Origin of the sequence: Lichenibacterium ramalinae (assembly GCF_004137085.1) — a bacterium.
Classification (GTDB): Bacteria; Pseudomonadota; Alphaproteobacteria; order Rhizobiales; family Beijerinckiaceae; genus Lichenihabitans; species Lichenihabitans ramalinae.
This window is the reverse complement of record NZ_QYBC01000015.1, coordinates 16,303-31,428: the sequence shown is the minus strand read 5'-3', so window position 1 is coordinate 31,428 and position 15,126 is coordinate 16,303. Positions and strand designations below refer to the sequence as shown.

The window sequence follows — 15,126 nt, the reverse complement described above, 5'->3', positions numbered from 1 at the left end:
GGTTCGGGCCGGCGTCCGGCCCGTGTCAAAGGTCGTCGTCGCTGAAACCGTCGTCGCCGAAGCCGGCATCATAGCCCACCTCGTCGTCCGGCCCGGCATCGGGGACCGCCGCCGCCAGCGAAGGCGGCGGCGCGGCCTCGATCAGCGAGCGAACCGCCACGATCACCGAACCCGGGAAGGTGTCGAGCAGCATTCGCACCGTGGGGTCGGCCGCGACATCGTCCTTCTCCTCCCGCGCCTTGGTGTCGGCCTGCTCGCGCAGGGTCGGCGCGCCGCCCCCGGACACGACCGACACCATCCAGCGCAGGCCGGTCCATTCGGCGAGGCGGCGCGACAGGTTGGCGGCCGTGGCGGGCGAGCCCTCGGGCGCCAGTTCGAACTCGATCCGCCCCTCCTCGAACCGCACGAGGCGCACGTCGCGCTCGAGCGCGAGCTTGAGCTGGATGTCGCGTCGCGCCTGCGCCAGGGCGACGACATCGGCGAAGCCATCGAGCCGCACGGCGGATTGCGGGGCGGCGGCGGGCTGCGGGGTCGCGGCGGGCCGGGGCGCCGCGGCGGCGACGGGCACGCCCTGGGGCACGGGGGCGTGGCGCAGGGCGGAGCCGACCGCGACGGCGGCGGCCGAGCCGCCACCGGCCGCGCTTCCCACCATGGCGGGCGGGCGTGCCCCGCCCCCCGGCGGCGGCAGCATGGGGGCGCCCTCCCCGGCCGGCAGGGCCATGAGCCGCTTCAGCGCCTCGTCGGGCGTCGGCAGGTCGGCGGCGCAGGCGAGCCGGACCAGGACCATGTCGGCGGCCTGGAGCGGACGCGGGGCGTCCTTGACGTCGGCGAGGCCCTTCACCAGCAACTGCCAGGTCCGGGTCAGAACCGGCAGCGACAGCGCGGCCGCGAAGGCGCCGCCGCGACGCCGCTCCTCCTCGGTCAGCGCCGGGTCCTTGGCGGCGTCCGGCACGAGCTTCAGCCGCGTGACGAGGTGGACGAAATCGGCGAGGTCCGAGACGAGGTGGCCGGGGTCGGCGCCGCTGTCGTGCAGCAGCTTCAGCCCCGTCATCGCCTCGGGCAGGCGGCCGCCCATCACGGCCTCGAAAAGGTCGATGATGCGCGCCCGGTCCGCCAGGCCCAGCATGGCCCGCACGCCGTCGGCCCCGACATGGGGACGGCCGGTGGCGGCATGGGCGGCGCCATGCGCGATGGCCTGGTCGAGCAGCGACAGGGCATCGCGCACCGAGCCCTCGGCCGCGCGGGCGATGACGACCAGGGCCTCGGCGTCGATCTCGACGCCCTCGCGGGTGCAGATGGACTGGAGATGCGCCATCATCACGTCGGCCTCGACGCGGCGCAGGTCGAAGCGCTGGCAGCGCGACCGCACCGTCACCGGGACCTTGTCGACTTCCGTGGTGGCGAACAGGAACTTGACGTGGTCCGGCGGTTCCTCGAGCGTCTTCAGCAGCCCGTTGAAGGCGGCCTTCGACAGCATGTGGACCTCGTCGATGATATACACCTTGGTGCGGGCCATCACGGGCCGGTAGCGCGACCCCTCGATCAACTCGCGCACGTCGTCGATGCCGGTGTGGGACGCGGCGTCCATCTCGACGACGTCGACGTGGCGCGACTCGATGATCGCCTGGCAGTGGGTGCCGAGGCCCGGCATGCGGATGGTGGGGGCGTCGATCCCCGGCGCGCCGTCCGCGGCCGGACGGTGGTAGTTCAGCGCCCGCGCCATGATGCGGGCCGTCGTGGTCTTGCCGACGCCGCGCACGCCCGACAGCAGGTAGGCCTGGTGGATGCGGTTCAGCTCGAAGGCGTTCGACAGCGTCCGGACCAAGGCCTCCTGGCCGATCAGGTCGTCGAAATGGGTCGGCCGGTACTTGCGGGCGAGGACGCGATAGGTGTTGTCGAGCGACACGCGGGCTCCCTCACGCTTCGCGGGGCGACGGACCGGGAGTTCCGACGGTGGGATGGGCCCAGCCTGGGCAGAGCCTCAGGCACGACGCCTCGAGCACGAGACTTTGGGCGCGGACCATCGAGGGCGAATGCGGTAGGAGGCTGGACGAAGACCCGCTCGGTCCCGTTAGGGCTGCTTCCTTCCGGATCTGACCCGATTGGCGGGTGAAACGCCCCTCGCCAACCTCCCGTGGCCTATGTGGCAAAGAACGGGCGGCCGTGCAAGGGCGCGGCCTGCCGGACGCGTTGGCCGGCGCTTTGACAAGCCGCCGGCCCGCCCCTACCTCGGCGGAACAAGAAGACGACATCGGGAGACATCACCATGGCGGGACGTTTGGCGGGCAGGACGGCGCTGCTGACGGCGGCGGGACAGGGGATCGGGCGGGCCACGGCGGAGGCCTACCTCGCCGAGGGCGCCCGGGTGATCGCCACCGACCTCGACGCTGCCAAGCTCGCCGGCCTCGAAGGGGCCGAGCGCCGCGCCCTCGACGTACGGTCGACGGCGGCGGTCGAGGCGCTGGCGCAGGAGGTCGGCCCGGTCGACATCCTGTTCAACGGCGCCGGCTTCGTCCACCACGGCTCGGTGCTGGACTGTTCCGAGGCCGATTGGGACTTCTCCTTCGACCTCAACGTCAAGTCCATGCACCGCACCATCCGGGCCTTCGTTCCCGGCATGCTGGAGCGGGGACGCGGGTCCATCATCAACGTGGCGTCGGGTGCCTCCTCGGTGCGCGGCCTGCCGAACCGCTACGTCTACGGCGCCTCCAAGGCCGCCGTGGTGGGGCTGAGCAAGGCGGTGGCGGCGGATTTCATCAAGCGCGGCATCCGCTGCAACGCCATCTGCCCCGGCACGATCGAGAGCCCGTCGCTCGACGAGCGCATCGACGCGCTGGCGGGCTCCACCGGCCAGAGCCGCGCGGCCGTGCAGCAGGCCTTCGTCGACCGCCAGCCGATGGGCCGGCTCGGCACGGCGCATGAAGTCGCCATGCTGGCCGTCTATCTCGGGTCGGACGAGTCGAGCTATACGACCGGCACCATCCACCTCGTGGACGGCGGCTTCTCGCTGTGACCGCTTCGGCGCGGCCGCCAGCGGCCGCCCCATCCTCCGGATCGAACCGCCCATGACGACCGCCCCCACCGACAGCCTGTCCGCCAACGTCGCGCCGCTCCCAGCCGGCGCCCATGTCACGGCGGCCTGCTTCCTCGGCGACCTCCCGGCCCTAGCGCTGGGGGACGGCACGGTGCTGCTCGGCACCGGAGAGAAGCCGCTGCTCGGCACCGGAGAGGAGGTGCTGCTCGGCACCGCACAGAAGCCGCTGCTCGGCACCGGAGAGAAGGTGCTGCTCGGCACCGACGGCGGCCATCGCGTGTCCGCCCACCCCGACGGCGGCGTGCTCTGCGCCGTCGCCGACCGGGACCGCATCGTCACGGGCGGCGACGACGGCCGCGTGGTGGCGACCCGGCCCGACGGGACCGTCGAGGAACTGGCCCGCGAACAGGGCTGGATCGACGCCCTGGCGCTGCATCCCACGGGCGCGGTCGCCTGGGCGAGCGGCCGCACCGTGCGGGCGCGCTCCGCCAAGGGGGAGGTCAAGACCGTCGCGTCCGGATCCTCGGTGCGCGGGCTCGCCTTCGCGCCCAAGGGCTACCGCCTCGTCTTCAGCCACTACAACGGCGCCTCAATGTGGTTCCCCAACACCGCGGAGGCGCCCCAGACGCTGGAGTGGAAGGGGTCGCACCTCGACGTGGTCTGGTCGCCGGACGGGCGCTTCGTCGTCACCACCATGCAGGAGAACGCCATGCACGGCTGGCGCGTCTCCGATTCAAAGCACATGCGCATGTCGGGCTACCCCGCCAAGCCGCGCTCTCTGTCGTGGTCGCCGGACGGCGCCTGGCTCGCCACGTCGGGCGCCGAAGCCTGCGTGGTCTGGCCGTTCGACAGCAAGGACGGCCCCATGGGGAAGGCGCCGCGCGAGTGCGGCGTCCGCCCGGCGCGGGTCTCGCAGGTCGCCTTCCACCCCCGCGCCGGCGTGCTGGCCCTCGGCTACGAGGACGGCTTCGTGCTCATGGTGCGGCTCAAGGACAATTCGGAGATCCTGATCCGGCGCGAGGATGCGGCCGGAGGGGCGGTGTCGGCCCTGGCCTGGGACGCTGCCGGAACCCGGCTCGTGTTCGGCACGCGGGGCGGCGCCGCCGGGGTCCTGACGCTGCCGGGCTGAGCGCCGACCTGTCGTCGATCGGGCTGTCGCCGACGCGGGCAGATCCCCGAAGGCGAGGCCTTCACGGACTCCGGAACGACGGACGCCGGGCACGAGGCCCGGCGCCGTGACGGCCGACGATCCTTCGAAGGGCAGCGGCGCCCTCCGGGACGGCTCACATGGCCTTGTGCATGCCGCGATGCATCATGCCGTGATGCATCATGCCGTGGTGCATGGTGCGGTGGCGCATCAGGCTGCGGTGCATCATGCCGTTGGTGAAGTGGGCGCGGCGATAAGCGTAGCTGTGCCGGTTCATCATGCGATGGTGGTGCATCATCATGGCCCGATGCTTCATCATCATGCCGCGGTGTCCGGCCATGCGGTGATGGCGCATCATGCCGGCGTGGCGGCGCATCATCATGCCGTGATGGCGCATCATGTTGCGATGCATCATGGCGTTGGTGGCATGGCGGCGCTGCATGGCATGGCCCATGGCGGGCTTATGCATCATCGGCTTCGTCATGGCGGGCTTGGCCATGGCGGGCTTCGTCATGGCGGGCTTGGTCATGGCCGGGCCGGTCGGCGAGGGTGCCGGCGTCGCGGCCGGGCCGGTGGGCGAGGCGGGCGCCGGGGCGACGGGTGCGGGGGCGACGGGTGCGGGGGCCGCGGCCGGCGGGGTCTGGGCGATGGCGGTGGTGGCGCCGAGCACCGCGAACATACAGCCGGCGATCAATCTCTTCATGGTCGTCATCCTCTCCTGGTCGTTCAAAGGGGCATCGCCGGCAGGCATCCCGGATGGGACGCCGGGGCCAGGGCCACCAGGAGGGAACGTCCCGTCGCGGACCGTCCGACTGCATCGCGGGCCGACCTCCGGGCCGACAAGGACGTCTCCCGGCGCGGCTCTTGCCTCCGCGGCGGCTGCGGGCCACACGTGCCACATGCAAGCCACAAACGCCGAGCCTTCCAGCGGGATCCCTCCCCATGCGCATTAAGGTCATCAACCCCAACAGCACGGCATCGATGACGGCGGTGATCGCCGCCGCGGCCCGGGCCGCCGCCTCGCACGGCACCGAGATCGTGGCCGCCACGGCACCCTGCGGGCCGGTCTCGATCGAGGGGCACTACGACGAAGCCGTCAGCGTGATCGGGCTGCTGGAGGAGATCCGGTCCGGCGAGCGCGATGGCTGCGACGGCTACGTGGTGGCCTGTTTCGGCGACCCCGGCCTCCTGGCGGCGCGCGAGGCCGCGCGCGGCCCCGTGCTGGGCATCGCAGAGGCCGCCATGCATGCGGCGAGCTTCCTCGCCACCGGCTTCAGCGTCGTCACGACGCTCGGGCGCACGCGGGTCATCGCCGAGCACCTGGTGCGGAGCTACGGCATGGAGCACCATTGCCGCAGGGTCCGGGCGACGGACCTCGCCGTGCTGGAGCTCGACGACCCGGCCTCGGACGCGCGCGCGAAGATCCTCGACGCATGCCGGCGCGCCCTCGACGAGGACGGCTCGGGCGCCATCGTGCTCGGCTGCGCCGGCATGGCGGACCTCGCCGCAGACCTGCAGGGCGAACTCGGCGTGCCGGTGATCGACGGGGTCGGGATCGCGGTGCGCTTCGTCGAGGCGCTGTGCGGCCTCGGCCTCGGCACCAGCAAGCGCGGGGACCTCGCCTTCCCCATCCGCAAACCTTTCGCGGGCGCCCTGGCCGACCTCGCCTGGCGGGATTGAGCGTTCGCCGACGGGCGGCCGTTTCCGGGACAGGCAGCAGGACCCACCCCCTGTTTTCAAGGGATCTACGGGCACGAGCGCGAGACTGTCACGCTCCCTGAAGCGTCCCGGTCACCCGCTGGAGCGGGTTCGCTCCAGCGGCGGCTTGTCGGCCCGCCTCACGCCGGCCGGCGCGCGTCGGCGCCGGTGCCGGCCGACGGAAAGGCGACCTCGACGAGCGTGCCTTCGCGGGGGCGGCTGCGGATGGCCATGCTGGCGCCGTTCGCCCCCACCAGGGCGCGGGTCAGCGGCAGGCCCAGCCCGTTGCCGCGCCCGTTGCCGTTGGCGGCATGGGCGGTCGCCCCGGCCCCGAACGGTTCCATGGCGGCGGCGATCTCGTCGTCGGACATGCCGACCCCCGTGTCGCGCACCCGGAGCAGCACGGTGCCGCTGTCGCTCAAGGCCGTCGACACGATGACCTGCCCGCCCGGCTCGTTGAACTTGACGGCGTTGGACAGGAGGTTGCGCACGATCTGCCGCGCCGAGCGCTCGTCGGCCAGCACGGCCGGGATGCGCCCGCCGAGCGAGGTCCGCATGATGACGCGGTCCCGGTGGGCCTCGGGCTGCATCTGCGCCACCGTTTCGGCCACGATGCGGTTGACGTCCACGGCGGCGACGTCGAGGTCGAGCTGGCCGGCCTCGATGCGCGACAGGTCGAGCAGGCCTTCGACCAGCGCCATGACCTGCGTGCCCGAGGCGTGGATGTCCTTGAGGTAGTCGCGGTAGCGCGGGTTGCCGAGCGGGCCGAACCGCTCGTCCATCATGACTTCGGCAAAGCCCAGGATGGCGTTCAGCGGCGTGCGGATCTCGTGGCTCACCTTGCCGAGCAGGCCCGTCAGCCGGTCGGCATCCCGCGCATGGGCCCGTTCCGTCCTGTCGCGCTCGGTCTCGGCCGTCTTCAGCGCCGTCACGTCGCGCAGCGTCAGGTAGAAGCCCGCGTCGCCGAGGCGGCCCAGGGTCAGCACCATGGGGCTGCCCGGGGCATCGCCCGGCCGGGCCACCACGTCGCGGCGCGGCGGCGGGCCGCCGGCGCCGTCCCGCCCCTGCCGCACCTCGCCGAGCAGGGCGAGGGCGGCGGGGCGGCTCTCGGCCGACAGGAGCTGGGTGAAGCTTTGGCCGAGCGTGGCGTCGCGCCCGAACCAGGTTTCGCCGCGGCGGTTCAGCCGGCGCACGAGCCCGTTGCCGTCGAGCAGCGCCACTGCATCGTCGACGCGGTCGAGCAGCTCGCCGGACCGGCCCTCGTCGGGCGCGGAAGCGGGCACGGCGGCCGGGAGTTCCCCTTGCGGCGCGGGCTCGTCGAGCAGCCACAGCGTCGCGGCTTCGCCTGCCCAGGCGACGGCGGCGGGGCGGGCCGGCAGCGTGACGCGGCCCGCGGCGGCGTCGCGCAGCGCGAGCGGCCGCGGCGCGCCCGCCTCGCCGGCGGGGGCGACCCCGTCCACGAAGAGCGCCGCACCCGCCGCGACGAGGTCGCCCGGCGTGGCATAGCCGAGACGGGCCGCGGCCGCGGCATTGGCGAAGGCCGGCGTCGACCCGGTCGTGACGATGACGGGCCAAGGCAGGCGCTCGACGAGATCCGCCGAGGACGGGGCCAGATCGGCGGAGTCGGCGGAATCGGCGCCGAGGTGTGCGCCAGGGTCGGCGGCCGGGTCCTCGACGGGCGGGCTCGCGGCCTGCGCCGCCGGCGCGTCGGGCGCGAGCGTGGGGGGCGCCTCGGGACGGGCGAGGTCGGGGGCCGGCCGGACCGGCGCGCCGATCCGGGCCCGCAGGGCTTCGCCGAGCGCCTGGAAGGCGAGGTCGTCGCTGAGCGGCGGTTCGGGCTCGGCGGCGTTCGGTTCCGCGGCATCGGCGAAGGTCGGCACGTCCGGTGTCGGCGCCTCGGCCGCGGCCGACCGCCCCGGCAGCAGGGCCTGGAAGGCGCGCAGCTGCACCACGTTGGCGGCCGTCACCAGCGCCCCGGGCCGGCGGTCCTGGGCGGAGGAAGCGGCCGGAGCCTCACTGATGACGGGTGTCGCGGCTTCGGCGGGCAGCGCTTCGGCCTCGGCCGGCACCGCATCGGCGGCCGGCACCGCTTCGGCGGTCGATCCTTCGGCAGGAATGGCTTCGGGTCCGGCCGCGACCTGCTCGGGGCCGACGTCGTGGGCGGCACCCGCCTCGACCGCGTCGGGGCGGCCGAGGTCGAGCCGGCCGAGGTCGAGCGTGCCGAATCCCCGGAAGCCGGCGAAGCGCCGCCCGGGCCCGAACACGGGCGAGCCGCTCAGCGCCATGGGAACGCGCGCCGCGCCGCCGGCGACCGACAGGTCCAGGGTGATGCCCGACCATGTGGACCGCCCCGCGAGGGCGGCCCGCAGCCGCGCGGCCCCGGCCGGGTCCTGCGCGGCGACGAGGTCGGGCAGCGCGCCGCGGCCGGGCTGCAGCGGGGCGCCGAGCCGCGTCACCGTGTCGGCATCGATCTGGGTCAGCACCGCGTCGGCATCGGTGCGCCACAGCAGACGGAGCGTGACGGCGCCGTCGAGGGCGAGGGCGAGGCGGTCCCGCAGCACCGCGACCTGGCTGCGACGGGCGAGGCTGGCGCCCGGCGAGGGTTCGGCCGCGGGCGAGATTTCGGCGGTGGGCAAGGGTTCGGCGGTGGGACCGACCCCGTCCGCAGCCGGAACCTGGTTCTGCCGGACAGGGTCCGGCGACGCGCGTCCCTGCCGCACCGGGTCGTCCCAAGCCGGCCCGTCCCAAGCCGGCCCGGTCCCCTCCGCCTGGCCGGCATCCGGCACGGCGAAGCCCAGCAGCGGGCCGGCCGTCGTCGCCACCGCGACCACCAGCGCGGTGCGGGCCCGCATGCGGAAACCGCGCGCCAACCCGCCGCGGACCAGCCGCGGGGCACGGCCCGCCACCACGCCCTGCGTCAGGCCGTCGAGCCACCCTCCGCCCCCGAGGCCGGGGCCGAACAGGGCCCGGGCCAGCGCGTCCGCGTCCGGCGCGCCCCAGTAGGTGGCGGCCGCCGCATTGGCCCAGGCCACCGCGCCGGTGCCGGGATGCACGATGACGAAGGCGGCGCCCCGTGCCTTGCAGCCGGCGAAGGCCGGATCGGAAAACGTCTCGCCCACCTCCGGCAGGGTGCCGTCTCGGTCTGGGGAATCCTGCATCAACACCGTCCACGCGTCACGCGAGCGGCTCGCGCCGATCGCGGACGATTTAACAACGCACCCACGCCACCTTCGCCAGGGTTATCACGTTTTAAGATAAACTTAAGCATGGCTCCGGCCCGCCGCCACCTCCGCACGCGGGGGCGGCACATGCCTAAAAAGCATCATGTTGCACCGCACAACAATGTTGCGACGCAGCACGCCTTGAGGTACGACAGCCGCGCGGTCGGCCTGGTTGTCAGCCTCTTCCGCCCGGCAGCCCGCCCCGCGGGTGTCGCCGTCTTCTTTTCGTCCCCAGGAGAGCATGCCATGCCTACGCCGTCCTACGAGATCCCCGCCGACATGCGCGATATGGCCGAAAAGAGCGTGGACCAGGCGCGTCGCGCCTTCGACGGGTTCATCAACGCCGCCCAGAAGGCCGCCGGCCAGGCCGACACGACCGCCGCCAGCGTGCAGAGCAATGCCAAGACCATCGGCTCCAAGGCCATGGGCTTCGCCGAAGTTAATGTCCGCAGCGCCTTCGACCTCGCCCAGAAGCTCGTCCGCGCCAAGGACCTCCAGGAGGTCCTGGCCCTGCAGACGGACTATGCCAAGAGCCAGATGACCACGATCCAGGAGCAGGCCAAGGAGCTCGGCTCCATCGTGCAGACCACCGCCCAGGGCGTGGTCCAGTCGGCCTCGGCGTCGGTCAAGACCGCCACCGACAACGCGATGAACCAGAACCAGTCCTGATCCCCCTGCCCCGGCCGGGTGCGGGAGCCTCCGGGCCATCGCACCCGGCCGGGGCCGACACCCTGTCGCCCCCGATGACGTGAGCCGTGACGCCATGGCGCGGAAGAGCAAGAAGCGCGAGCGGCGCGATCGGACATCGCGCCGGGACGCCGAGGCCGCTTCCGAAGGGAGATCACCGATGAGTTCGGACACGTTCCACGCCGATGCGCCCGCCGACCCCGAGGCCGGCACCGCCGTCATCCACCCGGTCACGCCCGAGATGATGGACGAGGCCGCCCACAAGGCGGCACAGCTCGCCGACGACGTGGCCCACCACGTGGTGCCGGCGCCCGAAGCCGCGCACGAGGCGTCCCACCGGCACGGGGATGATCACGCCCCTGAAGCGCCGGCCCCCGAGCTGCCCATTTCCGAGCTACCTGTGCCCGAGGCGCCTGTGCCCGAGCTGCCCGTCGCCGCCATGACCGAGGCCGTCGAGGCCGGCGAGTCCGTGATGCGAGACGCCGTCGAGGTCCGGTCCGCCGCGGGTTCGGCGATGGTGGCGGCGGCCGAGACCGTCGACGACGCGGCCCGCGCCGCCGCCGACCGTGCCGAGGCCGCCCTCGATCGGGCGAGCGCGGCTGCCGGTGCCGGGATGTCGGGCGGCACCGACGCGCTGGGCCAGTACAATGCGGCCCTGCTCGGCATGGTGCAGGCCAACCTATCGGCGACCGGGGAGCTCTTCGCCGCTTTGGTCAAGGCCAAGTCCCTGCCCGAAGTCGTGGCCATCAACACCGACCATCTGCGGCGGCAGTTCGATACGCTGACGGCACAGGGGCGGGACCTCGCCACGCTCGCCCAGAAGCTGACCTCCACGGCCTTCGGCCCCCTGGCCGGCACCCTGCGCCGCGACGCCTGAGGGCCGCGCCCTCGCGGCCTTCGCCCACCGCGGCCGCGAGGGCTTGCCCTCCTCCGCTTTTGTCGTTATGCATCTCCACCTCACGCGAGGCGTGCCGCCATAGCTCAGTTGGTTAGAGCGCTAGATTGTGGATCTAGAGGTCCCCCGTTCGAGCCGGGGTGGTGGTACCAGCGCGCTCAGACGCTTCGATCCTGCCCCGCGACGCGTGAGGGGACGAGTGTCGACATCCGATCAGCAAGCGACAGCGCAGTCAGTTCGGGTAATCGAGCCAGCCGACCGTCGACGATCGCGCTCGGCCTGTCGTAGCCCCGGATAGCCGCGTCGGACGTCGCTCAACCTTCATCCGTCACTGCCCCGACTGCCTCGGCCGGACGCCCGGACGGCAATCGACCTCGTACCGAGCCCATCGGCGGCCCCTTGGGACGGCGGTAAAGCGGGCCGGGGACCTCGGTCAGAACAGGAACGTGGAGCCCTGACAGGCCGACGTGTCCTGGTCCTGGGGGAGCAGCTCGGCCCGCGTCCACAGCTTCCCGCGGAGGAAGGCGGCGGCGCAGGCCGGGTCGAAGTGTGTCCCGGCATGAGCGTCGATATGGGCGGCGGCCTCGTCACGGGACCAGGACCGTTTGTAAGGACGATCGCTCACGAGGGCGTCGAAGACGTCGGCGACGGCCACGATGCGGCCCGACAGCGGGATCGCGTCCCCGCTGAGCCCGCGGGGATAACCCCGACCGTCCCACCATTCGTGGTGGGTGAGGGCGATCTCGGCCGCGAGCGCGAGGACGTGCGATGCGCTGCCTTCCAGGATCCCGTAGCCGTATTCGGCGTGTCGCCGAACGATGGCCTGCTCTTCCGGGCTGAGCCGGCCCGGCTTCAGCAGGAGGGAGTCCGGCACCGCGATCTTGCCGACGTCGTGCATGGTCGAGGCGAGTTCGAGGTCGGTGCACCAGGCGGGATCGCAACCGAGTTCGCGGGCGATGGACCCGGCCAGCATCGACACGCGCGCGACGTGGTTCCCGGTGTCGGTGTCGCGGTATTCGGCGGCGCGGGCCAACCGGATCACGATCTCGCGTTCGCGCTCCCGGATGGTCCGCGTCGCCCGGGCGACCTCGCGGGCCAGCCAAGCCGATCGATCGCGCTCGATCCGGCGCGCCGCGTCGAGCGCGAGGAGGTTCGACAGACGCGCCTTGACCTCGATGGCGTCGAACGGTTTGCCCATGAAGTCGGTGATGCCGGCCTCGAGCGCCTCGCGCCGGATCCGCCGCTGATCGAAACTCGTCACCATGATGACGGGAACGTGTTGAAAGCCCGCGATGGCACGGAGGCGGCGCACGAACGAGATGCCGTCCATGCCCGGCATCTCGTAATCGGTCACGACCGAGGCGAACCGGTCGGGCTGGGCCGCGATGGCGGCGAGGGCCGTCGCGGGATCGGTGAACGCCACGGTGCTGCAGCCGCGGATGCCGCCGATGGCCTGCGCCATGAGGACGTTGTTCAGCTCGACGTCGTCGAGCAGCAGGACTTCACAGCTTTGGTGGCCGCCCACGGGCGAAAGCGGCGCGGATTCGAGCGACACCGGTGCGACCTCCGCCCCGGAGGCCAGCTCGGCTGGGGAGCGCGCTGCGACGATGCCGGAGCCTGTGTCGACATTCTGGGTCATGTCACAAAATTAACGCGGGCGTCTTAAGCCTTTCTTGTGGTGCAACCACGGGCGGGAACAGCGGACGCGATGGCAGAAGCCGGGACACGATCGGTCAACCGCAAGCTCGCCCGTCTCGTGATCGTCTCGATCGGGTCGGCCATGATCGTCGTGGCGGCCCTGGCCGTGTGGCAGGAAGCGTCCCGCTATCTCGATTCGAAGCGCGATACGCTGTTGGGCACCGCCAACGCCTTCGCGGCCGCGACCAGCGACGCGCTCGCGGCGCGAGACCAGCGCGCCGCCTACCTGGCGCTGCGCGGCATCGCCTCCATCCCGGCCATCCAATTCGCCGACCTCAGGGACGGCGCCGGCCTGTCGGTGGCGAGCATCGGTTCGGGCGTGCGGCTGCATGGCGACCTCGACCTGACGGACCGGGACGGGTCGAGGACGCCGTTGGGCCTGCTCTCGACCCGCACGGTGTCGATCTCGGTCGCGGTCAGGAAGGAAGGGCAGACGATCGGCAGCCTCGTGCTGGTCGGCGACGTCACCGACCTCGGGTGGCGGATGCTGGACGCCCTCGCCCCCGTGGCGCTGGGTTCGCTGGCGGCTCTGGCGATCGGCCTGACGATCTCGCTCCGGCTCCAGCGCTCCATCACGCGCCCCCTCATCGCCCTGGCGCGCGTCATGGCCTCGGTCGAGGCCGACCACGATTACGCCCGGGACGTCCCCATCCAGAGCGACGACGAGGTCGGGCAGCTCGCCCGCAGCTTCGGCAGCATGCTGCGCGAAGTGTGGGAGCGCGACCGGCAACTCGTGGCCCACCGGGACCGCCTCGAACAGGACGTGGCGGAGCGCACGCAGGACCTGCGGCTCGCCAAGGAGGACGCCGAGGCCGCCAATGCGGCCAAGAGCGACTTCCTGGCGACCATGAGCCACGAGATCCGAACGCCCATGAACGGCATGCTGGTGATGGCGGAACTCCTGGCCGGCTCCGACCTGCCGGACCGGCAGCGCCGCTATGCCGAGGTGATCGCCCGGTCGGGCCAAAGCCTCGTGGCGATCATCAACGACATCCTCGACTTCTCCAAGATCGAGGCCGGCAAGCTCACGCTCGAACGCATCCCGTTCTCGCTGCCCGACCTCGTCGACACCGTCGTCACGCTCTTCGCCGAGAAGGCCAACGCCAAGAACCTCGACCTCGCCGCCTACGTGGACCCGAGCCTGCCCGACACCGTCACGGGAGACCCCGTCCGCCTGACGCAGGTGCTCGGCAACCTCGTCAACAACGCCTTGAAGTTCACCGCGACAGGCCACGTCCGCATCGCGGCGGAAGCCGTCGACGGCCAGCTGCGCCTTTCGGTGATCGACACCGGCATCGGCATCCCCGCCGACAAGATCGGGTCGCTGTTCTCCGCGTTCTCGCAGGCCGACCAGTCGACGACGCGGCGCTTCGGCGGCACCGGCCTCGGCCTCGCCATCAGCAAGCGGATCGTCGACGCCATGGAGGGGCATGTCGCCATCGAGAGCGCCGCGGGCCGAGGCTCCACCTTCTCGGTGCTGCTCCCCTTGGCCGATCCCATCCCGGTCCGCCCCGGCGCGGAGCGACCGGGACGGGCCGTGGCAGTCGCCCTGTGGGGCGCGGCGACCGCCGATGTCGTGACGCGCGGCCTCGCGGCGGCCGGTTTCGACGTGCGTCCGGCGGGGTCCGACCCCGCCCCGGCCGGCGTCGAAACCGACCGCCTGGCGGAGGCACGCGACCTCGTCGCGGCGGGGCGGCCGGCCGGGGCCGGCCAGGTCATCGCCGTCGCGCCGTTCGGCGATCCCGCGGGGGAGGAGGCCCTGCGGCTCGGCGTCGCCGACGCGCTGCTGCGCCGCCCCATCGTCCAGTCGGAGTGGCGGGACGTCCTGGCGCGGCTCCGCCAGGGCGATGTCGCGGCCCTGGCACCGGCGGCGCCCGGCCGGGACGCCGCCGCGCCCGTCACGGCCGTCCCGGCGGGACTTCGCGTCCTCGTCGTCGACGACAACGCGGTGAACCGCGAGGTCGCGCTGGAAGCGCTGGCGCGCCTCGGTGTCGCCGGCGAGGCGGTCGACGGCGGCCGGGCCGCCCTCGCGGCCGCGGCACGCGGCGGCTTCGACCTGGTCCTGATGGACGGCAGCATGCCCGACATGGACGGCTACGAGGCCGCCCGGCGGCTGCGCGCGCAGGAGGCCGATCTGGGCCTGGCTCACGTCCCGGTGATCGCGCTGACCGCGCATGTGGTCGGGCCGACCGCGGCCCTTTGGCGACAGGCCGGCATGGTCGACGTGCTGCACAAGCCCTTCACGGTGGCGGGCCTTTCCGACGTGCTGCGCCGCCACGCCAAGCCCGGCGCCGGCCCGGACCTCGCCGCGCCCCTACCCCGCCCGGCCGGGCCGGCGTCCACGCCGCACGAGAACGACGCGGCCGTCGCCCTCCTCGACGACGATACCCTGTCGGGACTCGAGGACATGGCGGGCCCCGCCGGCGAGGGCTTCGTCCAGCGCATCGTGGCGCTCTTCGCGGAGGGGGGGCCCCCGAGCTTCGCCGCCCTCCAGCACGCGAGCGAGGCCGCCGATGCGACGGCCGTCGCGTCCGCGGCGCACAAGCTGAAGTCCATGAGCCTCAACGTCGGCGCTGCCCGCCTGGCGTCGCGGCTCGCCGCCATCGAGGCCGCGGCGCTGGACCATGCGACGATCCCCGCCGCATCCGCCATCGCGGCCGCCGAACAGGATTTCGAGCGCACCGTCGACGCCCTTCGCGGCCGCTTCGACCCGGCCCGAAACCGCCGCGCCGCCTGATGGCCCCCC

10 protein-coding genes, 1 tRNA gene and 1 other RNA gene are annotated in these 15,126 nt (G+C 72.9%); 7 read left to right on the top strand and 5 right to left on the bottom strand.

Annotated features, from left to right (window positions below; all coding sequences use genetic code 11):
- Positions 1 to 25: 25 nt before the first annotated feature.
- Both D3272_RS17420 and ffs read right to left on the bottom strand, forming a co-directional pair.
- The gene (locus D3272_RS17420; protein WP_129220490.1) at positions 26 to 1,960 is read right to left on the bottom strand and encodes a DNA polymerase III subunit gamma/tau; all 1,935 of its coding nucleotides are present in this window, start codon (positions 1,958 to 1,960) and stop codon (positions 26 to 28) included.
- A 77-nt stretch (positions 1,961 to 2,037) separates the two neighbouring features.
- Positions 2,038 to 2,134, bottom strand: an RNA gene (gene ffs, locus D3272_RS17415) — signal recognition particle sRNA small type.
- Between the two features lie 132 nt (positions 2,135 to 2,266).
- On the opposite strand from ffs, the gene D3272_RS17410 reads away from it, so the two are divergent.
- Positions 2,267 to 3,013 (top strand): SDR family oxidoreductase, encoded by a 747-nt coding sequence (locus tag D3272_RS17410; protein WP_129220489.1) that lies wholly within the window; start codon positions 2,267 to 2,269, stop codon positions 3,011 to 3,013.
- A gap of 52 nt (positions 3,014 to 3,065) precedes the next feature.
- The gene (locus D3272_RS17405) at positions 3,066 to 4,163 is read left to right on the top strand and encodes a WD40 repeat domain-containing protein (protein WP_129220488.1); all 1,098 of its coding nucleotides are present in this window, start codon (positions 3,066 to 3,068) and stop codon (positions 4,161 to 4,163) included.
- Between the two features lie 154 nt (positions 4,164 to 4,317).
- Here the strand turns inward: D3272_RS17405 and D3272_RS27700 are convergent, their stop codons facing one another.
- On the bottom strand, positions 4,318 to 4,884 hold the full coding sequence (locus tag D3272_RS27700; protein WP_207210241.1) for a hypothetical protein: 567 nt from the start codon (positions 4,882 to 4,884) through the stop codon (positions 4,318 to 4,320).
- 239 nt (positions 4,885 to 5,123) lie between these two features.
- Between D3272_RS27700 and D3272_RS17395 the strand changes: the two genes are divergently transcribed.
- Entirely contained in the window at positions 5,124 to 5,861 is a 738-nt protein-coding gene (locus tag D3272_RS17395; protein ID WP_129220487.1) for an aspartate/glutamate racemase family protein, read from the top strand.
- Between the two features lie 158 nt (positions 5,862 to 6,019).
- On the opposite strand, the gene D3272_RS17390 is transcribed toward D3272_RS17395, so the two are convergent.
- The gene (locus D3272_RS17390) at positions 6,020 to 9,037 is read right to left on the bottom strand and encodes an ATP-binding protein (protein ID WP_129220486.1); all 3,018 of its coding nucleotides are present in this window, start codon (positions 9,035 to 9,037) and stop codon (positions 6,020 to 6,022) included.
- Between the two features lie 309 nt (positions 9,038 to 9,346).
- Between D3272_RS17390 and D3272_RS17385 the strand changes: the two genes are divergently transcribed.
- From D3272_RS17385 to D3272_RS17375, 3 genes are all read left to right on the top strand, one after another.
- Positions 9,347 to 9,769: a phasin gene (locus D3272_RS17385; protein WP_129220485.1), complete on the top strand. Its 423-nt coding sequence runs from the start codon at positions 9,347 to 9,349 to the stop codon at positions 9,767 to 9,769.
- A 178-nt stretch (positions 9,770 to 9,947) separates the two neighbouring features.
- Positions 9,948 to 10,664, top strand: coding sequence for a phasin family protein (locus D3272_RS17380; protein ID WP_165361394.1), 717 nt, complete (start codon positions 9,948 to 9,950; stop codon positions 10,662 to 10,664).
- Positions 10,665 to 10,757: 93 nt separating this feature from the next.
- Positions 10,758 to 10,834, top strand: a tRNA-His gene (locus D3272_RS17375).
- Positions 10,835 to 11,115: 281 nt separating this feature from the next.
- On the opposite strand, the gene D3272_RS17370 is transcribed toward D3272_RS17375, so the two are convergent.
- Positions 11,116 to 12,321: an HD-GYP domain-containing protein gene (locus tag D3272_RS17370; protein WP_129220483.1), complete on the bottom strand. Its 1,206-nt coding sequence runs from the start codon at positions 12,319 to 12,321 to the stop codon at positions 11,116 to 11,118.
- Between the two features lie 69 nt (positions 12,322 to 12,390).
- Here D3272_RS17370 and D3272_RS17365 point away from each other — a divergent pair, with 69 nt between their 5' ends.
- Positions 12,391 to 15,117: an ATP-binding protein gene (locus D3272_RS17365; protein WP_129220482.1), complete on the top strand. Its 2,727-nt coding sequence runs from the start codon at positions 12,391 to 12,393 to the stop codon at positions 15,115 to 15,117.
- Positions 15,118 to 15,126: the final 9 nt, after the last annotated feature.